Source organism: Streptomyces sp. YIM 121038 (genome assembly GCF_006088715.1).
Lineage (GTDB): Bacteria > Actinomycetota > Actinomycetes > Streptomycetales > Streptomycetaceae > Streptomyces.
This window is the reverse complement of record NZ_CP030771.1, coordinates 1,278,378-1,299,389: the sequence shown is the minus strand read 5'-3', so window position 1 is coordinate 1,299,389 and position 21,012 is coordinate 1,278,378. Positions and strand designations below refer to the sequence as shown.

At 70.0% G+C, this 21,012-nt stretch carries 16 protein-coding genes and 1 pseudogene; 8 read left to right on the top strand and 9 right to left on the bottom strand.

The features are described 5' to 3' along the window. Nucleotides 1-17 precede the first annotated feature (17 nt). Entirely contained in the window at nucleotides 18-608 is a 591-nt protein-coding gene (locus C9F11_RS04935) for a TetR/AcrR family transcriptional regulator (RefSeq protein ID WP_171075642.1), read from the bottom strand. Nucleotides 609-658: 50 nt separating this feature from the next. Between C9F11_RS04935 and C9F11_RS04930 the strand changes: the two genes are divergently transcribed. The 4 genes from C9F11_RS04930 (at nucleotide 659) to C9F11_RS04915 (ending at nucleotide 4,300) form a co-directional block, all read left to right on the top strand. Then, nucleotides 659-1,210, top strand: coding sequence for a GNAT family protein (locus C9F11_RS04930; RefSeq protein ID WP_138958084.1), 552 nt, complete (start codon nucleotides 659-661; stop codon nucleotides 1,208-1,210). Between the two features lie 199 nt (nucleotides 1,211-1,409). Then, on the top strand, nucleotides 1,410-2,237 hold the full coding sequence (locus tag C9F11_RS04925; protein ID WP_171075641.1) for an STAS domain-containing protein: 828 nt from the start codon (nucleotides 1,410-1,412) through the stop codon (nucleotides 2,235-2,237). 265 nt (nucleotides 2,238-2,502) lie between these two features. Next, the gene (locus C9F11_RS04920) at nucleotides 2,503-3,501 is read left to right on the top strand and encodes an acetylserotonin O-methyltransferase (protein ID WP_249402140.1); all 999 of its coding nucleotides are present in this window, start codon (nucleotides 2,503-2,505) and stop codon (nucleotides 3,499-3,501) included. Between the two features lie 115 nt (nucleotides 3,502-3,616). Then, complete coding sequence (locus tag C9F11_RS04915) at nucleotides 3,617-4,300, top strand: response regulator transcription factor (protein WP_138958082.1); 684 nt, start codon at nucleotides 3,617-3,619, stop codon at nucleotides 4,298-4,300. A gap of 1 nt (nucleotide 4,301) precedes the next feature. Here the strand turns inward: C9F11_RS04915 and C9F11_RS04910 are convergent, their stop codons facing one another. Continuing rightward, nucleotides 4,302-5,450 carry an alkaline phosphatase PhoX gene (locus C9F11_RS04910; protein WP_138958081.1) on the bottom strand — a complete coding sequence of 383 codons (1,149 nt, stop codon included), beginning with the start codon at nucleotides 5,448-5,450 and terminating at the stop codon, nucleotides 4,302-4,304. Nucleotides 5,451-5,725: 275 nt separating this feature from the next. Between C9F11_RS04910 and C9F11_RS04905 the strand changes: the two genes are divergently transcribed. Further along, nucleotides 5,726-6,430, top strand: a complete 705-nt coding sequence (locus tag C9F11_RS04905) for a DUF1326 domain-containing protein (protein ID WP_138958080.1) — start codon at nucleotides 5,726-5,728, stop codon at nucleotides 6,428-6,430. A 58-nt stretch (nucleotides 6,431-6,488) separates the two neighbouring features. Here the strand turns inward: C9F11_RS04905 and C9F11_RS04900 are convergent, their stop codons facing one another. From C9F11_RS04900 to C9F11_RS04890, 3 genes are all read right to left on the bottom strand, one after another. Next, nucleotides 6,489-7,082, bottom strand: a complete 594-nt coding sequence (locus C9F11_RS04900; RefSeq protein WP_138958079.1) for a YbhB/YbcL family Raf kinase inhibitor-like protein — start codon at nucleotides 7,080-7,082, stop codon at nucleotides 6,489-6,491. A 268-nt stretch (nucleotides 7,083-7,350) separates the two neighbouring features. Further along, nucleotides 7,351-8,310 (bottom strand): hypothetical protein, encoded by a 960-nt coding sequence (locus tag C9F11_RS04895; protein WP_212767800.1) that lies wholly within the window; start codon nucleotides 8,308-8,310, stop codon nucleotides 7,351-7,353. A 200-nt stretch (nucleotides 8,311-8,510) separates the two neighbouring features. Then, on the bottom strand, nucleotides 8,511-9,653 hold the full coding sequence (locus C9F11_RS04890) for a hypothetical protein (protein ID WP_138958078.1): 1,143 nt from the start codon (nucleotides 9,651-9,653) through the stop codon (nucleotides 8,511-8,513). A gap of 541 nt (nucleotides 9,654-10,194) precedes the next feature. Between C9F11_RS04890 and C9F11_RS04885 the strand changes: the two are divergent. Continuing rightward, a pseudogene (locus tag C9F11_RS04885) lies at nucleotides 10,195-10,347 on the top strand (pirin family protein); the annotation flags it as partial. 1,037 nt (nucleotides 10,348-11,384) lie between these two features. Here C9F11_RS04885 and C9F11_RS47280 read toward each other — a convergent pair. The 4 genes from C9F11_RS47280 to C9F11_RS04870 form a co-directional block, all read right to left on the bottom strand. Continuing rightward, nucleotides 11,385-11,522: a hypothetical protein gene (locus tag C9F11_RS47280; protein WP_171075640.1), complete on the bottom strand. Its 138-nt coding sequence runs from the start codon at nucleotides 11,520-11,522 to the stop codon at nucleotides 11,385-11,387. 177 nt (nucleotides 11,523-11,699) lie between these two features. Further along, nucleotides 11,700-11,999 carry a hypothetical protein gene (locus tag C9F11_RS04880; RefSeq protein ID WP_249401599.1) on the bottom strand — a complete coding sequence of 100 codons (300 nt, stop codon included), beginning with the start codon at nucleotides 11,997-11,999 and terminating at the stop codon, nucleotides 11,700-11,702. Between the two features lie 1,096 nt (nucleotides 12,000-13,095). Next, on the bottom strand, nucleotides 13,096-13,527 hold the full coding sequence (locus tag C9F11_RS04875; RefSeq protein ID WP_138958077.1) for an SDR family NAD(P)-dependent oxidoreductase: 432 nt from the start codon (nucleotides 13,525-13,527) through the stop codon (nucleotides 13,096-13,098). A gap of 240 nt (nucleotides 13,528-13,767) precedes the next feature. Beyond that, nucleotides 13,768-14,406, bottom strand: a complete 639-nt coding sequence (locus tag C9F11_RS04870; RefSeq protein WP_171075639.1) for a TetR/AcrR family transcriptional regulator — start codon at nucleotides 14,404-14,406, stop codon at nucleotides 13,768-13,770. A gap of 77 nt (nucleotides 14,407-14,483) precedes the next feature. Between C9F11_RS04870 and C9F11_RS04865 the strand changes: the two genes are divergently transcribed. Beyond that, complete coding sequence (locus C9F11_RS04865; protein WP_138958075.1) at nucleotides 14,484-15,995, top strand: MBL fold metallo-hydrolase; 1,512 nt, start codon at nucleotides 14,484-14,486, stop codon at nucleotides 15,993-15,995. A gap of 407 nt (nucleotides 15,996-16,402) precedes the next feature. Next, entirely contained in the window at nucleotides 16,403-20,974 is a 4,572-nt protein-coding gene (locus C9F11_RS04860; protein WP_171075638.1) for an FG-GAP-like repeat-containing protein, read from the top strand. The last annotated feature ends 38 nt before the right edge of the window (nucleotides 20,975-21,012 follow it).

Below are 21,012 nucleotides of genomic sequence, written 5' to 3'. Positions count from 1 at the left end.
GAGCGCGCCGGGGGGTGTCAGGAGGTCGCCGTGAGCCCGGCGAGGTAGTCGTCCAGGAGCTCGACCTGGTGCTGCGGCGAGAACGCCGCCGGGGCGAAGAGGGCCTGCACCACCAGGCCGAGCACGAAGGACTGCGCGGCGGCGGCGATGCGCGCGGGGTCCCCGGCGGGCAGCTCGCCCAGCTCCTGTGCCGTGGCGACCAGGTCGCGCAGCTTGTCGCGGCTGCGCGCGTACTTGCGGGCGTACTCCTCGCTCAGGCCGGGGTCGGCGAGCGCGGTGTCCCAGGAGGAGACCCAGATGCGGTTGCTGTCGGTGGCCTCCGCGGTCAGCGGCAGCACGTCGAGCAGCGCGGCGCGCACGGCCGGCAGGCCCGTTCCCCCGGCGCGCCGGGGACGGGTCGCGGTGCGCCGGTCGAGCAGGTCCAGGGCGTGCGCGACCAGGTCGCGCTTGGCCGGGAAGTAGTGGGTGAGCAGGCCGGTGGTCGCGCCGAGCTCGGCGGCGACGGCGCGCAGGGTCAGGCCGCCGAAGCCGTGCGCGGCGAGGACCCGCCAGACGGCCTCGGACACGTCGCGGCGGCGGGCTTCGTGATCTCCCTTGGTGCGTGGCATGCTGCTACCGTACATAGTCATAACACTTGTTGTGTGAATGTGAGGTCTCCATGTTCGCCCTCCCGCTGCGGGACGATGCCCACCTGAGCCCGCTCGAGCCGTGGCACGCCGAGGAGTTCGCCGCCCATCTGGACCGGGCCCGCGAGCACATCCGGCCGTGGGTCGGGGCGGCCTTCGTCACCGACGGCCTCGACGCCGCCCGGGCCACGCTCGGCCGGTACGCCGAGCGGCAGGCCGCGGACGGGGCCCGGCTGTACGGCATCCGGCGCGAGGGCGCGCTGGTCGGCGGCGTGATGTTCGTGAGCTTCGACGCCGCCTCGGGTACGTGCGAGGTCGGCTGCTGGCTGGAGCCCGCGGCCGAGGGGCACGGCCTGATCACCCGGGCCTGCGAGACCCTGCTCGACTGGGCGTTCACCGTCCGGGGCATGCACCGCGCGGAGTGGGTCTGCCGTGCGGACAACGAGCGCAGCGCCGCGGTGGCCAAGCGCCTCGGCATGACGCTGGAGGGCGTGCGCCGCGCGTCGTGGCCGTACGAAGGCGTGCGGTACGACGCCCAGCAGTGGTCCGTCCTCGCCCCGGAGTGGCGCGCCCGCGGCGTGTAGCCCGGCTTCCCCCCTCGGGGGCTGTCGGAAACGGTCCGCTCCGGTCGCGAACGCGTGCCCGGCCGACCGGTCTTGTCCGTATCGATGATGGTTCGGGCAAGGGTCGGTGGAGGGCGGGAGGCGCGCGGGCTCCCGGTCCTAGCGTGGATGGTTCCAGCGTGAACGGTTCCAGCGTGAACGGCTCATGGGTGGACGGCTCATGAGGTCGGCGACCGGGGAGTGGGGTGAGGCCGTGGAGTGGTCCCGGGCGTCGGACGGCCTGCGGCTCGCGGTCGCCCGCGCCGACGGCCGTGTCGTCATCCGCGTGGCCGGCGAGCTGGACGTCTCCTCGGCCACGGTGCTCGCCCGCACCCTGGACCGCGCGCGCGAGGAGCGCGACCAGGTCGCGCTCGACCTGAGCCGGGTCACGTTCTGCGGCGCCGCCGGTGTCGACCTCCTCCTGGACGCCCACCACCAGGCCGCCGCCGAGGGCGGGGGTCTGACCGTCACGCGGGCCCACAGCGCGGTGCTGCGCCCGCTGGAGATGTGCGGGGGCGCGGACGGGGCGCGGCTCGTGCACGACGCGCGCACGGCACCGCTGGCGCCCCACGAGTACCGGCGGCGCCGCTCGCTCCTCGCGGAGGCGCTCTCGGTGGCCCTGCGGATCACCGGCGCTCCGATGGGCAACGCCCAGCTCCTCGACCCCGCGGTCGGAGCGCTGCGCATCGTCGCGCACCACGGGTTCCAGCAGCCGTTCCTGAGCTTCTTCGAGACGGTCGACGACCGCGAGACCGCGTGCGGCGTGGCCGCCCGGGACCACGAGCCGGTCTTCGTCGCGGACGTGGTGAACTCCCCGGTCTTCCTCGGCACTCCGGCCCTCGACGTGCTGCGGGACGCCGACGTCGGCGCGGTCGCGTCGGTGCCGATCCATGCCCGTGCCGGTGCGCTGATCGGGGTCGTGTCCGTCCACTTCCCGGGGGCCCTGGCGTGGCGGGACGGTCGGCGCCGGGCCCTGGAGGGGCTGGCCCGCGCCTCCTGTCTGATCTGACAGGGCGGCGCCCGGGCGGTCGCGGGGCACGGCAACGGCCGGGCGGCGGTGCCCGGTTGGCCGGAACGCGATGCCCGCCCCCGCCCTCCAGGTTAGGGTTACCTAAGTTGCATGGTCGTCCGTGCGGCGAGGCACGCGCGACCCGACCGGAAGGGGAGTGACGGTGGCGGACACGAACGGTGGGACCCCGGCGGAAACGAACGGCGGGACGCCGGTGGACACGAACGGCGAGACCCCGGCGGCGAGTGCCGAGGACCGCGGGCGCGTGGTCGAACTCCTCCTGGGCAGCCTGGCGGCCCAGACCCTGCGCGCGGCCGTCCGGCTGCGCGTGGTCGAGATCATCGGCGCCAAGGAGCGGCACGCCGCCGAAGTGGCCGCGGAGGCCGGGACGCAGCCGCAGGCCACCGCCCGGCTGCTGCGCGCCCTCGCGGGCCTCGGCATCCTCCAGGAGCGCGCCCCGGAGTCCTACGCGGTGACCTCCGCGGGAGCCCTCCTCGATCCGGCGCGGCCCGACTCGCTCGCGGCGCTCGTCGGCATGTTCGCCGAACCGGCGATGCTGCGCGCCTGGGAGCACCTGGACGAGGGCGTGCGGACCGGCGAGACCACCTTCGCCTCGGTCTTCGGCAGGGACTTCTTCCCCTACCTCAAGGAGCACCCGGAGCTGTCCGCGCTGTTCAACACGGCGATGAGCCAGTCCACTTCGCTCACCGCGGCCCAGCTCCCGCACGCCTACGACTTCGGCCGCTTCACCACGGTCGCCGACATCGGAGGCGGCGACGGCACCCTGCTGTCCCCGGTGCTGCGCGAGCACCCGGCGCTCTCCGGCATCCTCTGCGACACCGAGGAGGGCCTGGCGCAGGCGCCCTTGACGCTGCGGCGGCACGGCGTCGAGGACCGCTGTTCCCTGGTGGTGGGTGACTTCTTCCGGTCGGTCCCCGAGGGCGCCGACCTCTATCTGCTCAAGAGCATCCTGCACGACTGGAACGACGACCAGGCCGTCACCGTCCTCGGCCACTGCCGCGCGGTGCTTCCGCCCGGCGGGCGCGTGCTGATCGTGGAACACCTGCTGCCCGCCGCGGTCGCCCCCGAGAGCGCCGCCCTCTATCTGACCGACCTCAACATGCTGCTGAACGTGGGCGGAAGGGAACGCACCCGCGAGGAGTTCGCCGAGCTCTGCGACCGGGCGGGGCTCACCCTGACCTCGGTGACCGGGCTCGGCGAGGGCAACGCCTTCTGCCTCATCGAGGCGGCGGCCGAGGGCTGACCGGGCGCGGGGCCCCGCGCGAGCGGCGGCGGGGCGGCCGCCTCCGCCCCGGCGCACGTACGCTTCCTGCCATACGGACGCGAGCGGGGCGGGAACACGTCGGGGAGGGCGGGCCATGGCGGTGCGGGTGGTCGTCGTGGACGACCAGGCGGTGGTGCGCGCGGGCTTCGCCGCCGTCATCGACGCCGAGCCGGATCTGACCGTGGTGGGCCAGGCCGCCGACGGCGCGGAGGCCGTCGAACTGGCCCGCGCCCACCGCCCCGACGTGGCCCTGATGGACATCAGGATGCCGGGCACGGACGGCCTCACGGCCACGCGCCTGCTGACCGCCCTCGACCCGCCGGTACGGGTCCTGGTCCTCACCACGTTCCGCCGCGACGAGTACGTGTTCGCCGCCCTGCGCGGCGGCGCCTCCGGCTTCCTCCTCAAGGACTGCGAACCGCAGGACCTGGTCGACGCCATCCGTACCGTCGCCTCCGGTGAGGCGCTGCTCGCCCCGGCCGTCACCCGTCGGCTCATCGACGCCTTCGCGGGCGGCGCGGTCCTCGCGCGCCCGCGCCCCGACGGCCGTCTCGACGCCCTCACCGCGCGCGAGACGGAGGTCCTGCGCGCCGTGGCCGCGGGCCTGAGCAACCCGGAGATCGCCCAGGCCCTCGGCATCGGCAGGTCCACGGTGAAGACCCACGTCAACGCGATCCTGGCCAAGCTGTCGCTGCGCGACCGGGCGCAGGCCATCGTCCTCGCGTACGAGGTCGGCCTGGTGAGCCCGGGCGCGGACGGCGCGGCGAACGGGGCCTAGGTCACAGGCTGTTGCGGAAGGGGCCGGTCACCTCGTAGGTGATGCCGCCGCTGCTGGAGCCGGACGTGCCGCGCTGCGAGGACAAGTACAGGCGGTTGCCCGCGGGGTTGAACGCGGGCCCGGTGATCTCGGACGAGGACTGGCCGGTGATCCGCAGGAACGGGGCGACGACGTCGGAGGGCGTGATGACGCAGATCTCCATGTTGCCGCCGTCCTCGGCCACGTAGAGGTCGCCGACCGCGGCGGCGGTGACGTTGTCCACGCCGGTCAGCGGGGCGCCGCCGACGTTGTCGTCGTACACGACGGCGAGGGTGTTGTTCGCCGCGTGGTAGGCCCAGACGCGGTTGTCCCCCTTGGTGGTGAAGTAGCAGATGTCGGCGCGGTAGTGGCAGCCCTCGCCGCCGTTGAAGACCTTGGCGCCGGACACCTGGTAGCGCGTGGCGGTGGGACTGCCGTCCGGGTCGGGCACGGTGGCCCAGGACAGCGTCCCGCCGGTCTCCTTGAGCACCTGGAGGGAGCCGGACGCCAGGTTGCCCCAGGTGGTGGGCACGAACCGGTAGAAGCGGCCGTCGGTCTTGTCCTCGGTCAGATAGATCACCTTGCGGACCGGGTCGGCGGCCGCCGCCTCGTGGTTGAAGCGGCCCATCGCCGCCCGCTGCACCGCCGGGTTCACGCCCCACGGGTCGGTCTCGTGGACGTAGCCGGTGTCGGTCTCCTCGCAGGACAGCCAGGTGTTCCACGGGGTGGCGCCGCCCGCGCAGTTGCGCTGCGTGCCGGACAGGACGGAGTAGGCGCCGGTGATCTGGGCGGAGCTGTTGAACTTCACCGCGCTCGCGCCGCCCTGGCCGCCGCTGAGCTCGGCGTTGGACACATAGATCCAGCCCGTGCCGTCGGCGAAGCAGGCGCCGCCGTCGGGCGCTCCGTGCCAGGTGTAGCCGGTGCCGGACACCTGCTGGGAGGAGCGGGCGATGACCCGGCTGGTGAAGCCCGCGGGGAGCCTGATGCCGTTGGCGTCGGCCGTCTGGAGGGCCCCGTAGGGGCTGGGCCCCGGCAGGGCGGGATACGCGGCGGCCTGCCGCCACAGCGAACCGGAGAATGCTGCTGCTCCGGCGCTCAAGACGGCAGCGCGCAGCACGGTACGGCGTTCCATGTCGACTCCTTCGTCGCACGGGGGACGGGAACGCCGTGGACAGTAGGGCCGCCGCGCCGGGGCGGTAAGTCACCGGGGGATGAACTGTTTTCGGCCACTGGGCGATGGGCTTCGGGCGCCGGGCGCCGGGCCCCGGGTGTCAGATGTCAGGCCCCAGGGTTACTAATACCCCCAGGGGGTACTTGACGGGCGCGAACCCAGCCCCGTACCGTCCTCCCCATCGACCACAGATACCCCCACCAGGTATCTGTCGCATCCCTTCAGGAGGCCCCACCATGTGCACCACGTCCGCGACTTCGCCGAGCGCGCCCGCCACGCCCACCGTCGTCCGCGCCGGTGGCGACGGTTCGCTGCCCGACTGGCACCTGCGGGGCGAGTGGTTCGACGTCTGCAGCTGCTCCCTGCCCTGCCCCTGCACCTTCGCGCAGGCCCCGACCCACGGGGACTGCCTGTTCACGCTCGTCTGGCAGATCCACGAAGGGCACTTCGGAGAGGTGCGCCTGGACGGCCTCGGCGTCGTCGCGCTCGGCGAGTTCACCGGCAACATGTGGGTCGGCGACCCGAACGCCACGATGAAGGTGATGCTCTACATAGACGCCAAGGGCGACCGGGCCCAGCGGGACGCGCTCCAGCAGATCTTCGCCGGGCACGTCGGGGGCTGGCCGGGCGAGTTCGGCTCCCTCATCAGCGAACTGCGCGACGTCCAGTACGCCCCCGTCCGCTTCGACGCGGCCGAGGACCTCTCGTACTGGCGGGCCGACGTCGGCGACAAGGTCGCGGTCGGTGCCGTCGCCCTGACCGGCCCGACCGCCGACCCCGACCGCCGCGTCCAGCTCGTCAACGCGCCGGGCGCCGAGGTGGGGCCGGGCCAGATCGCCACCTGGGGCGTGGTCGAGAGCGACCACGCGGAAGGCTTCGACTTCTCCCACGCGTACCGGGGCGGATCGAGCAAGCACTTCCCCTTCGACTGGCGCCCCTGACCGGCCCCTCCGCCGGCCTTCGACCGCTGACCGGGCCGCCCTCGGCACGGTGCGAACGCTAGGACTCGCCGGTGATCCTGGCCGAGCCGATCGACGCCGCCGCGATCTCCCTGGCGGCGGTCCGGGTCGACGAGTTCGCGTTCAGGCTGGTCAGCGATGCCTGGTTGAGCGCGTGGACGACGAACTCGTAGGTGTTCACCGTCGAGGGCGAGCAGGGCCCCTGGTAGCCGTAGAGGCTGGCGCTGCCGCGGTAGTAGACCTGCCTGGCTCCCGCCGGGGTCGAGGGCTGGTACTTGTGGTCGACGTTCTGGGGGAGCGAGGCAGTGTTCGCCGGGATGTCGTAGATGACCCAGTGGATGAGGTTGGCGTTGTCGAGGTCGCGCATGACGATCGCGTAGCTCTTGGCGGCGGCCGGGGCACCCGACCAGGCCAGGGGAGGGGATTCGTTTCTCTTGGCGGGGTCGCTGCCGCCACCGCTGGTGCACTCGTGGACCTTGGGGATGACGCCGCCGTCGGCGAACGCGGTGCTCGAGAGGGCGAACGCGCTCCGGGTCGCCGACGGCGCCGAGGAGGCCGACGAGGCGGTGGCGGGGGAGAGGCCGACGGCTCCGGTGACGAGCAGAGCGCAGAGCGCGATGCGTGCACTTCTCACTGGAGGCTCCCGAGGAGGTGGGGGGTCGCTGGGGTTCCGTGGCGCGAGAGCGGTGTTCGTGCGGTGGGGCCAGCGTAGGCACCGTCGTTTCTGATGTCATGTCACTCATGGCCCGGATCGCTGTACTTTTCTCGTCCTCGGCGAGCGCGGGGGCGAGCGGCACCGCCCGCGCCGCCACGGCCTCCGCGCGGACCACTGCGACCGGCAACAGGTCCTCCAGAGCCACTCGAAGTGCCACGGGGAGGCCCGGCCTCCCCGTGGCCCGCGCTCAGGCGGTGCAGTGCTTCTGCGCGTCGACGCGCACCTTGCGGCCGGTGAACTCCTCCAGGACGGCGATGTTCTCCGGCGCGTAGTTCGCCGCCGTGATCTTGTCGGCGTCGCGGCTGCCGAGCTTGCCGGTGTAGGGCGCGGACTTCTCCAGCCAGTACGCGGTACGCAGGAACTGGGTCAGGACCAGGTCGCGCAGCTTGGGCTCGGCCTTGATCCGGGCCCAGTAGTCGGGGTGTTTGTCCTTGGCGACGCGCAAGTAGAGCAGCAGGTAGCGCAGGTTGGTGGCGGCGATGTCCCGGGCGTTGCTGGCGCCGACGCCCTTGATGTACTCCTGGACCACCGTCACCGCGGGCAGTCCGGTCAGGCCCGCGTTCTGCTCCGCCAGCACGCCCTGGAGGCGGTACTCGCCCTGCGTCCTGTCCCGCAGGTAGATGTCGTCCATGGAGGAGCTGAGGCTGTCCTTGATCAGGGGCAGGATCTCCTTGCGGGGGAAGCCGCCGAGCACGGGGACCGTCAGCGCCTGCTGACCGGCGTTGATCCAGGCCGCGATGTGGACGTCCCACTTGGTCCGGGACGGGTCGAGGTCCCACATGTGGGTCTCCTCGTGGATCGCCACCATCATCGACTCGGCGAATCCCTCGAAGCTCTGCTTGTTCACGAACTGGTCCCAGTACTTGTCCTTGGCCTGGGCGATCGCCAGGGCCTCACCGCTGGGCCAGCGCCGCTTGTACATGGTCTGGAGGGTGCGCATCCAGTTCGAGGCGTTGAAGGACGCCTTGAGGTCGCTCACGTCGGCGTTCGGCTGCGACGGTTCGTCGTAGCAGTAGGGTGCGGCGGCGCGGCCCTGTGGGGTGCCGGGGGCGGCGGCCGCGGTGGGGCCGGAGGTGGCCAGGGTCCCGGCGCCGAGGGCCAGGACGACGGATGCGGTCAGCAGACGGGGGAGTTGTCTACGGCTCACGAGGACCTCGTCTCGAAGCGGTTGTGGGGGGATCGTGCCGACGGGCGCCCGCACCGCCCGTCACTCGTCGAAGCTACTGACCCGCGCACCCCGTGCCTACTAACACGTCGTCATAACATCCGGGTGATGGCTCCGTTGCACGCGAAGAGCCCCGGCACGTCCGTCTGACGTGCCGGGGCGTGCGGTGCGACCGCGACGGGTCAGCGCCAGACCACGGGGACCCTGGAGGCGGTCCAGGTGTCGATGTATCCGAGGACGTGGCCGGGGCGGTTGATGGCGAGGCCGCGGGCGGACCGCACGTCCGGGGTGACCGGCAGCTTCGTGGGCCGGCCGGTGGCGTCCCAGGTCACGGCGTTGACGCTGGAGGAACCGACGGCCGTACCGGCGTCGTTGAGGGCGCTCACCTGGACGTCCACGGTGCCGGTCACGGGCTGAAGGCGGACCATCTCGCCGCCCTCCCAGCGGACGGCGGCGCCGTTGACGCCGCCGAGGGCCACGTCGGTGGCGTTGACGTCCGTCACCGTGCTCTTGTGCCGCGCGCCGGGCAGGGACGTGAAGGTGCCGCCGGGCGGGGCCATGGCGGCCACCCAGTTCTCGCCGGTGCCGTTCGCGCCGACGGCGGTGCCGCGGTCGTTGACGTCACGGAGCTCGGCGTAGGTGTAGTAGGGGTCGTCGGGGGACTTGAGCCTGGTGATGTTCCCGGACCGGTCCCAGCGCACGACGTCCCCTGGGGACGCCGTGGAGTTCATCCAGCCGTACGCGTTGCCCTGCTTGTCGACGAACAGCGCCTTGCTGTACCGCATGCCCGGTTCCACCGGGAGCAGTTCGGGCTGCCCCTGGCGGTTCCAGCGGACGGCGCGGCTCACCCAGCTGTCGCTGACCGTGCCGACCGAGACGCCGTCGTCGTTGAGGTCCTCCGCGACACCGGTGGCGTATCCGGCGGGCTCCGGCAGTCGGCGCACCGTGCCCGCCGTCCCCCAGATGACCGGGTGCCACTGCTTGTCGGCGGCCGCGGCCTGGCCCGCGATGGAGCCGTCCGCGACGATCACCTTGGGGTCGGCCAGCGTCCCGCCTTCCAGCAGGCCGAGCCGTGTCGGCGTGAGGTCGGGCTCCCACCGCACCGGGCGGTAGTGCCCGTCCCCGTCGCGGCTGGAGCCGACGACCTGACCGGCGTCGTTGATCAGGCTGGCCGAGGCCCCCGTGTCGCCCGGCAGCGGCGGCAGCACCTGCGCCACCGGCCCCGCCGCCCGCGGCGCCGCGACCACCGGTCCGGCCGCCGTCACCGACGGCACCACGACCGCGGCGAGCGCCCCCGCCACCACCCACGCCTTACGTCTCTTCACGAAAATCCCCCCGTTACTCCGTACTTCCTCCACTTGCACTCATCGTGTCCCCAACACCCGCTCCGGAAACAGGCGTTGCACGGCCAACGCCGCGATCATGGCGCGTTCCGCCTCCTCCCGGGCCTTCGGAAGCGGTGCCGGTGCCTCGGGCCGGGAGGAGGCGGCGGAGCCGGAAGGGCCAGGCGTGCCTCTGCACCGGCCCTGGAGCGGCAGCCAGTGCTGGTCGCTGGACGGCCTCCGGTCGCGCTGCTGCTGGCGGTGGAACTCCTGATCCACCGTCCCAGTGTCTCGACAGACGGCACCGCTGCGCCCGTGAAGGAGAAGAGCGCCTCCACAGACGGCGAGCGGACGGACGAGGACGAGGATCCGCTGCTGGTGAAGGCGCAGGTGCTGGATGCCCGACACCGGGAGGCGCATCAGCGCCCCGTCTCTGCCGAGACCCTGCGCGAGGAGCGTCGCATGGTTTCGGCAGTGCCGCTGTCACGTCATGGTGAGGGTTCACCCTCAAGTCCAGACGTGGGGCCGTTGGCCAGCTACGTGGTTGTGGTGGAACTTCATCGGCCGCACCCAGGCCGACATCGAACAGGCCCGCACCGACTGGATGACGGGCACGCGCTTCGGCGAGGTGAAGGGCTACGACGGAGCACCGCTCCCGGCCCCGGAGCTGCCGCCGGTGGCGTTGAAGCCTCGGGGGGCGGGTGCGCTGAACTGCAGGAACGCGGGTGGGTGGCGGTTCGGGGCGGCTGGCGAGCGCGACCGGTGAAGCGGTCGTCAGGCCCGCAGAGTGAGGGCCTTCGGCCGCCCGATCGTGACCTTGACGGCGTCGAGCGTGATTCCAGGCTGTGGGCGCGTGTGGTCAGCTTTAGTCGGACTCTTGCTGACCTAATGCTGACTTTACTGATGGTGTGTCAGGTTCTGTTGCGGTCTCGTTCCGGCTGGTCGCAGGCGCACGGGGCGTGCAGGGGCGGGGTCATGGAATGGACTCATGCTGACTCGATGGCGTGAGGCGTGCGAGTGCTCCAAGTGAGAGTTGCCGTGTTGTAGAAAGTCGACAACCTAGTTGGGGTGAGTGGCTCGGCCGGCCCTGCTGCGTGTTGCGGCCATGCCGGTAGATTCTTGGTCTGCTGGTGGTACACGCTGCGTAGCGCCTCTGAACTGCAGCTAAGTGTGAAATCGGGTGGCATGAGATTGAGTTGGTCCGTATCTGGTCCGGATCTTGTCGTGCTGGAGGGGTCTCACGAGTCGGTCACCGCGGTACCACCTGGCACAGGTAGGCGGAGGCGTCTTATGGCGTCCATATGGTCCAGGTAGGGAACATCTTGCCTGGTCAGGGCCTTGTGGTTCGGGGGCGTCGACACAGTTCGTGACACGCGTGTGATCGCTGTGACTGATGTGCACCCCCGTCGGCTTGTTTTCGCGGGGTCCCTCGTGCGTCGGCTTAGGCCAGGGAGCCAGCGCGTTCGACACGCTCGGCCCGGTCCTGGCGAGGCCGTTGCGTTGCTTCCTGTGGTCGGGTGTTGCCCCTGATCGCCTGCTCGACTCCCTCACGGGGGCTCGTGCCCCTTCCGGCGTCCAGGAGTGCCCGTCTGCCTAATCGGGACTGCTCCCGGCACGGTCAGCTGTAGGCCAGCCCCGGACGCTCAGGTGCCACAACAACTGAGATCCGCGTCCCGCACCGGCGGTGGCTGGACGCACACGCGCGTGAAGTCTTGGGTTTGGGTGAGTGGTGATTCAGAAGTCGGCGCCCAGCAAGGCGAGGTGGCGCCGGTCGAGCTGAGCGATACGGACCTTCTCGTGCAGCCAGTGCGCGACATCACCTTTCTGTTCAAGCAGGAGGACGAGTTCTCGTAGTTCGCCGAGAATGATCACTCGCTGGTTCAGGGCCCGCTCGCTTTCCTTGATGGCCGGCCCGGTGAACCCGGAGGCCGGTATGTACAGCGCGCGGGGTGGGAGGCCGATTGCCCAGCCGTGGCTGCCTCCGCCCAGCCAGGCTCTCGGTGGTGACGTTCCGTGACGCTGGGCGGGGCCGTCCGGTGGGTGACGGGTTCAGGGGCTGTAGGGGCTCCAGTGCCCGAGGAAGGGCTTCAGGTCGTCGGCTCGCGGCTCGGGAATGTCGGGCAACCGGGGCGGATTTTCCAGGGGGTCGAGACGCTCCACGGTGTCCGCTGCCCAGCTGATCCATGCTTCGGCTTCGGTTCTCGCCTTTCCCGGCGGCATGACCTCGACTCGCGTGCGCACGGCGCTCACGTATTCGGTCAGTCGGGTGGCGTGGCGCCATGCCGCTTCCTGGGCTTCGAGGTGCCTGACGCGGTACGCCTCCGCGTACCGGACGCGAGCCCCCTCCATGGCAGCTTCCCAGCGGACCCGTTTCTGGCGTGCTGCTTCGACCTCGTCGAGGCGTCTGCGTTCTGCGGCTTCGCCGCGGAGAGCGACCTCCTGTGCGATCTCGGCGAGCTGCTCTTCGAGGGAGTGTCCGGGAGTGTCAACCCACTCGCTCGCCCGGTGCGGTTGGCAGCCGCTAAGGACGAAGCGGAGACGCTCAGACGGCGTGTAGTCGAAGCGGGGATCCTGATCCAGGAGTTCGCCTCGGCGAGTTCCTTCTCGGTGGCGACGTGCTCCGTACGGTCCTGCTCCTGGAGGACTAGGAACCCCACTGTCTGTCCCTGTGCGGTGATGGTGAAGTGGGGAGATGCCCTGCGGCGGCGATGCGACGGGGGTGCGAAGCCAGTCTGTCCTGCTGAACTGGGGTGTCCGTCGTTCTCGGCGGCGGCGATCAGTGCCTGGATGAGCCGGAGAGCACGTCCTTGGACGGGCTTGGTCAGGCCCAGCGGCTGACGTTCGTTCTGCATGGCCCGGACCACGGGGTGCGGCCGTACGAGCCGCGAGGGCACTGGGACGGGGTCGAGGACGGCAAGACGCCAGGCGGGGATGTCGACGAGTTTGATCTCGTACCCGTCACGGCACCAGCCCCCGTACAGCTCCTTCGTCTCCGGGATCTTGCCGGACCTGCGGGCAGCGTCGATACGGGACGGCCAGTTCACGGAGTCCGGCCCGCTTCCGCTCTTGACGATCCGGCCGCCCGTCTCCGCGAGCTCTTGCAGCAGCTGCTCCGTGAACGTCATGCGAGGCTGCGGGGGAGGGCTTGGCTTTCGCACGGAGGCCGGAGTTTCCTGCGCGCGGTGAGATGGGGGTTGTGGAGTGTCGGCCTGGGTCTTCTGGGAGCGCGAACCGCGGGGAGGGTACGTGCCGTGCGCCAGATAGTGCTGGCCGACGCTTGTCAGGGCGACATTCCACTGCCCGCCCTTCCGGGAGATCGTGACCAGGCCCCGGTTCTGCAGTGCCTGGCAAGTGGTCTTGTAGGAGCTGCTCTCCCAGACGCCGGCAGGGCACCCAGATCCCACCCACTGCAACACCGAGAGCTGTCGCTCATTGACCTGCCGTTTCAATGGCCCGCCTTCGACTCGACGTTGACGTACCACGGCGGCATATGGCGGGCCGCCGCCTGCAGCACGAAGTACGGGCCCTTCGTATTGACGCGGAACAGCAGGTCGGAGTCCTCCTCGCGCACGTCCGCGACGGGAATGTTCACCTCCTCGATCCCGGCGTTGGCGACGACGACATCGATCTGCCCGAACGCGGACAGCGCCTCCTGGAACAGCAGCTCGATCTGCGGTACCCGGGAGACGTCGGCCTGCACCGACACGGCCCTGACGCCGTATTCCTCCGCCGCTTTCTGGACCTCGTCGGCCGCGCTCTTGTCCCGGGAGTAATTGATGACGATGTCGGCGCCTTTTTCGGCGAACCGCAGCGCGATCGCTCTGCCGATCCCTTTGGAGGACCCGGTGACGAGAGCTGTCTTTCCGTGCAGGCTCATCCGATACTCCTCGCACTGCCGCGCAATGGGCCGGATATCGCCGGTCGGGCGACTCCGCAGTTCGTTCTGGTGCCGGAGCGCAATCCTCGCGACGTGAGGAGGAAATTTGGGGAACAACGGTTTCCGTGACGGTCACAACGGAACGCTGTGACCGGTGCCGCGCATCGCCATCGGCTGCCCAGATGCGGTTACGGAACGGATGACGCCCAGCCGTAGAACCACGACACCACGGGCGTCGCGTCAGCTCGGGCTGGAACCGCGGGAGTCAACAGTGAAACCGTCGGCAAGCACAGCGAGCCTGGTCAGCAGGGCCTCAGTGAGTGAGAAGGCACCCTCACCGCGCAGCCATCGGCTCAGGGCGGTCACGTAACCATCGAAGATCATGTCGGCGAGCGTCCCGGGATCGAGGTCGCGGCGGATCTCACCGCGCCGCTGACCGCGGGTGACAGCGGCGAGGATCGCGCGAGGCGTGGCGGCGCCGAGACTGAAGGCGGTGTGCAGCACTCCGCCGTCGTGCAGTTCCCTGGCCAACGCGTAGTCCTGTTCGTTGAGTTCCGCGAGTGCGCGCAGTTCGTCCGCCAGTGACTCGACGGCCGGCCTCTCGGCGCCGAGCGCGTCCGCCGCCTCGTGCTGGTCGAGGCGCTCGTGCCTCTGCTGGACCCAGGCGGTCACGAAGTCCTCTTTGCGGCGGAAGTGATTGAACGCCGTCTGGCGGCCCACATCCGCGCGCTCGGCGATGTGCTCATAGGTGGTGGCTGCGTACCCATGGGCGGCGAACAGTTCCAGGGCCGCGGCCAGCAGCCGTTCGCGCGTGGCGTTGCGGCGCCGTTCGCGGCGGTCCTGTGGTTCTCCCGCGTCCTGCGGTGCTGTCGACCTCACATCAGGAGTGTACTTGAATCCAATAAGTACTCAGATATAGCTTAGTACTCCAGTACACTCACTGAGGAGGTCGAGCGATGGCCGTCCCCTACACCCTGGGTCTGCACCAGATCGCCGCAGATACCTACACCTATCTACAGCCGAGCGGCACCTGGGGCTTCAGCAACGCCGGGCTGGTCGTCTCCGGCGACGAAGGGCTGCTCGTCGACACCCTGTTCACCGTCCCCCAGACCCACGCCATGCTGGACGAGATGACGCGGGCTCTGCCCCGGCTCACGATCAACACTCTGGTCAACAGCCACAGCGACGGCGACCATTGGTGGGGCAACCAATTGCTCCCGGATGCCGCGATCCTCGCCTCCGAGGCCGCCGCGGCCGCCATGCGCCGCGACCGGCTCCACGAACTGTTCGCCTCGCCCGGCACGGTCCCGCTCCCGCGGGTCGCCGAGGACATGCGCGAGACCTTCGACTTCACCGGCATCACCCCGACGCTGCCGACCCGGGCCTTCAGCGGCGAGTTGGAGGTGACGGTGGGCCGGCGAACCGTCCGGCTGATCGAGGTCGGCCCGGCCCACACCACCGGGGACGTACTGGTCCATGTGCCGGACGCCGCCGTGCTGTTCGCCGGGGACATCCTGTTCATCGGCGGCCACCCGGTGATCCACAGCGGCCCGGTGGAGAACTGGATCGCCGCCTGCGACCTGATCCTCGGCCTGGACGTCGAAACGATCGTGCCCGGACACGGCCCGGTCGTCGGCAAGCCCGAAGTGCGTGCCTTCCGGCACTACCTGGAGCGGGTCCGCGACCACGCCGTCCGCGCGCACCAGGCGGGCGTACCCGTACTGCAAGCCGCCCGCGAGATGGACCTGGACGGCTTCCCCAACTGGGACGACCCGGAACGCCTGGTGCTCAACATCGGCGCGGTCTACCGCGAGCTCAACGGCGACGGCACCCCCGCCGAGGAGGAGCTGATGGGCCACCTCGACGAATACGCCGCGCCTCGCCCCGCCGAGACGCCCCCGCGCATCGCGCCGCGCCCCGCGTCCGAGATCGCCGCCCTGGCCCCACGCCTGGAAGGCCCCGCGGCCCAGATCCTCGCAGGCGGCGCGGGGCCGCTGGTGGGTCGCCCGGTACTCAACGTCCTGGCGACCATCGGCAACCACCCCGACCTGCTGGTCGCGCTGGCACCCCTGCTCACCCAGCTCGCCCAGGGACTGATCCCGCCCCGCCAGCGGGAACTAGCGATCCTTCGGACCGCCCACCGCACCGGCTCGGCCTACGAGTGGGAGCACCACGTCCACATCGGCGCCGCCGCCGGGCTCACCGAGTCCGAGATCGCCCGTGCCCTCGCGGGACCGGACGACCCCGGCTGGGACGAAGCCGACCGGGCACTACTGCGGGCCGTCGACGAGCTCCACGAGCAACACATGGTGTCCCCCGCCACCTGGCAGGAACTGACCACACACCACTCTCCACCACAACTGCTGGAACTGCTCGCCCTCACCGGCACCTACGCACTGATCGCCGGCATCCTCAACACGTGCCAGGTCCCGCTCGACGACTGGCTCGCACAACCCGCGCAGGCCTGAACAACCGACACGGACCGCGCAGCCGACTGAGTGCGCCGGTCCCCCGCCGACCGACAAGCCTCGAACGGCGTCGCGATGAGCACGGGCGGTCGTGGAGATCCACGCTGACAAGGGCACGCCCGTCCGCCCGCGACGCATGACCTCGACGATCGGCCCGTTCGGCCCGTCCAGCAAGGCCGTCGCACACCCAGACGCTGAGCAGGCGCGAGCCTCCGCTGGAAGGGCACGGCGAAAGGCGAAGTCCAGATGAAGCCGACGCGCCGACGGTCGTGTGCAGCCCCCACCCCGAACGCCGATGGCCGCTGCTACAGCGGGCACTCCGCGACTGAAACGGACACATGAACACACCACCCATACCCCGGACACCCGGACACTGGGAACGCTCGCCCTGCGGGACGGGGAGACCCATGGCACGCATCAGCGCCATGGTCACTCTGACGCTGGCCTTGGTGGCCACCTTGCTCAGTGCTGCCGGCATCCAACCGGCACAGGCCCAGATCACCTTGACGGGGAACGACGAGCGTGTCATCTCGTGGAACATGCAGGGCGGCAACAAGTGGACCTACGCGCGACAGAACCTGCTACCCGAGGGTGATGTCGTCGCCTTGCAGGAGGCGCAGAAGCCACCAAGCGACTACGTCTCGCCTGACGAGCAACGGAACCTCAGCTACACCAGCGACACCAGCGCCAACGGCCGTACGGCGAAAGGGCTTCCCAGCCTGAAGTACCAGGTCTTTCACAAGCAATGGGGGCGCCCCACCGCGCGCGACAGGAATCTCGGGCACCTGTACTACCTGAAGATCCTGGACAAGAAGGACTGGGGGTCGGACGGAGACCAACAGGATCCGAATGACGAGCCGGACCCCACAACCGGTGACGAGCCGGACCGCCCCACGACCGGCCGCTCCAACGCGGGCAAGTCCATGGCGATCTGGACCAAGGAGGCCCCCGACGAGGTGAGAGTCGTCCGGGTCACCGGCGACGACCGCAAGTGGATCCGGCAGCGGCCCGCGCTTGGCGTACGGTTCGGCCACACTTGGTACTTCAGCGTCCACGCCGCCTCGATCCGCACCGACGACAAGCCCAACCCGCACGCACGCGCCCTGGTCGACGCCATCCGCGACGCTGTCGGGGGCGCCCACTGGCGCATCGTCGGCGACTTCAACAGCGGCCCGTCCACGTTCGGCGTGCCCCACACCTACTACGTCACCGACAACGGCAAGCCGGACGGCCCTCCTGCCATCACACAGCAAGCCGGCGCGGGCGGCGGCTACGCCTTGGACTTCCTGGTCGCCGACGACGCACTCGCCAACTTGTCCGTGTCCCGGGGCAACAGGGACACCTCCGACCACTTCCCCATCAGGTCGGCCCCGGCCGACCGTCCCAGCTGCAAGAGCGGTTCCTGGGACAAGAGCACCCTGTATGGTGCTCCGGGCCGCGCCGCTCGTGCGGCCGCCGATGAGGATGCCTGTGGAGTGGACACGATCGTGTCCATGGGCGACAGCTTCATCTCCGGTGAAGGCGGCCGCTGGGCCGGTAACGCCGACCCGACGAGCCGCACCGCGGGCTCGGCGTGGGGAACCGACCGGGCCGCCATCAAGTGCAACGACGACGACACGCGATGCGAGCACGACCTGACGACCGTGTATGGAGACACCTCCTACCAGGGCGGCAATGGGTGTGATCGGTCGGACGTGGCCGAGATCCGAGGCGGCGACATCTACGGCATTCCACCGGAGCGGCGCATCAACATCGCCTGTTCCGGCGCCGAGACGAAGCACGTACGGAGCGTGGGTCTCAAGGGTGAGGAACCGCAAGTCCAGCAGTTGCGTGCCCTGGCGGGCAGCCACGACATCAAGGTGATCGCGCTGTCCATCGGCGGGAACGACCTCGACTTCTCCGGGGTCCTGAAGCGCTGTGCTCGCAGGTTCATGTTCAACCAGGGCGCCTGCCACGGCGGAGAGGAGGGCCCCCTCAAGGAGAAGCTGGCGGGCCTGAAAGGCAGCGTCGAGGGCACGGTCGACGCCATCCGCTCGGCCATGAGAGCGGCGGGGAGAGAGGACGGGGACTACACGCTGGTGATCCAGTCCTACCCGAGTCCGCTGCCGCGTGCCGAGGACATGCGTGAGACCGGCGACACCTACGCCCGGTACTCCAAGGCCGGATTCCCCTTCTACGACGAGGACGCCACCTGGACCAACCGCACCGTCGTCCCGAAGATCGCCGATGCTCTCAAGGGAGCCGCGATCGAGAAGAAGGCCGTCTTCCTCGATCTGGGGCGTGCTCTTTCAGGGCACGAGCTGAACTCCAAACACGCGAAGCTGGCGGACGAGAACAACTCGCGTCAGTCCCCGCTGTCCGCCAACGTGGCCGAATGGGTGCGCTGGGTCGACCATCTGCCGGATCTGCCGAACCTGCCGGGTTCCCGGAAGCCGCAAGGCGAGGTCCAGGAGTTCGTCCATCCGAACGCCTTCGGGCAGCAGGCCCTCTCGGAGTGCCTGAGCCAGACGGTGCGGCAGCACGACGCGCACGAGCAGTACGGGGCTTTCGCGTGCCAGGGCGGCCCCGCGGTGGCCCCGAGCGGAGTGAAGGTCAAGCACACGGGCCTGGAGAATCGGGACCCGTGGGAGGTGCCGCGGCTTACGGTGATGCCGCTGGGCGACTCGATCACCCAGGGAGTCGGCAGTTCCAACGACAGCCTGGGCTACCGCAAGGAGCTGTGGGAGGCGCTGGAGGGCCACACCGGCAAGCTGGACTTCGTCGGCTCCCGCAAGAACGGTGACGGCACCTTCGACGGCGACCACGAGGGGCATCCGGGCTGGCGGATCGACGAGTTGGCCGACAACGCCGGCTACTCCGAGGGTGACCTCGACCGATGGCTGCCAGCAGCGAAGCCGAACGTGATCACGCTGATGGCGGGCACCAACGACCTCAACCGGGGGGCCGCGACCAGTCCTCAGGACGCGCGGGACCGGATGGACACCCTGCTGGGGAAGATCCACGCCATGGCGCCGGACATGACGGTGCTGCTCGGCTCGATCGCCCCGACCGACCCCGACACCAAGTGGGCGCGCTTCCAGCCGCTGTTCACCGCCTACAACAAGCTCCTGCCGCCCCTGGTGGACACCTGGCGGAGCAAGGGAATGAAGATCCGCTTCGTGAACATGAGCGCCGTCGACGCGGGCGACATGAAGGGTGGCGACGGCCTGCACCCCACCGCGAGCGGCTACACGAAGCTGGCCGACGCCTTCTGCGACAGTGTCGCCGCCGCGGCCGCGGACGGCTGGATCACCGAGAACGTGGAGATCAAGTCCGCTCCGAGCAGCACGGGCCACCTGGGCGATGGCCCGGTGGACATCAACGGTGACGGCAAGGCCGACTACCTCGTTCTGGAGGACAACGGCGCGGTCAAAGCATGGATCAACAAGGGCACCGACGCCAAGGGCGGCGGCGGCTGGGAAGAAGCAGGCCAAATCGCCGCAGGCGTCGCCCCAGCCGAAAGAGTGCGCTTCGCCGACATCAACGGTGACGGCAAGGCCGACTACCTCGTTCTGGAGGACAACGGCGCGGTCAAAGCATGGATCAACAAGGGCACCGACGCCAAGGGCGGCGGCGGCTGGGAAGAAGCAGGCCAAATCGCCGCAGGCGTCGCCCCAGCCGAAACGGTGCGCTTCGCCGACATCAACGGCGACGGCAAGGCCGACTACCTCGTCCTCGAAGACAACGGCGCCGTCAAAGCATGGATCAACAACGGAGGCGACGGACACGGCGGCTGGATCGACCACGGCACCTTCGCCTCCGGGCCCGACACGCCCGAACAAGCCACCCGCGAGAACGTCCGCTTCGCCGACGTCAACGGCGACGGCAAAGCCGACTACCTCGTCGTGCGATCCACCGGCGAGACCTGGGTCTGGACGAACAAGGGCGGGGACGGACACGGTGGCTTCGAAGCCCCACGGAAGTTCGCCTCCGGTCCGTCTACCCCCGTGCAGGCCACCCGCGAGAACGTCCGGTTCGCCGACGTCAACGGCGACGGCAAGGCCGACTACCTCGTCCTTGCGGAAAACGGTGCGCTGACCGCATGGATCAACAACGGCGGCGACAGCACCCAGCCCGGGTGGCGCGACCCGGTGAAACTCGCACCGGCAGGTTCACCCGGAGCCCGCTCCGCGGTTCATACCGGCATCAACTTCAACGGAGGCAAGGACGACTGCTTCGTCGTCGATGAGACCGGCGCCACGGAGTGGATCGGCTGCACGACGAAGTCCGAGAAGTTCATCACCTTCCAGGACCACGAGACCAACCGCGTCTACTTCATGGATCTCAACGGAGACGGGTACACGGACCACCTCGTCGTCCGGGATGACGGATCGGTGACGGCCCGAACTCACCAGGGCTGGAACCCGCCCACCTCGGTGTCCGGCAAGCCCACCTTCCGCGGCTGGAGCAGCCCCACCACCTACGCCTCGGGCGTCGGCGCCCCCGGTGACAAGGTCCGGCTCGCCGACATCGACGGTGACGGCCTTCTCGACTACCTCGTCGTCGAGGACGACGGATCGGTACGGGCCCACCTCAACCGAGGTGGCGATGGAAAGGACGGCTGGTCCGACCGCGGCACCTTCGCCTCCGGCGCCAAGCCGGGATCCACCATCCGCTTCGCCGACATCAACGGCGACGGCAAGGCCGACTACCTCTCCGTCGCGGACGACGGCGCGGTCACAGCATGGATCAACAACGGAGGCGACGGGAAGGGCGGCTTCACCGAATACGGCACCTTCGCCTCCGGCCCCGGCGGGCCGGGTTCCGGCGCCGATGTCAGCTTCGCTGACATCAACGGCGACGGCAAAGCCGACTACCTCCTGTCGCAGAGCGACGGAAGCATCAGCGCCTGGGTCAACAACGGCGGAGACTCCGGAGGCTGGATCGCAGCCGACCGGATCGCCGCAGGCACGGCTCCGGCACACCGGGTCCGGATCTGACCACACCACCACGGCGGCCCCGGCACCGTCCCGGACGC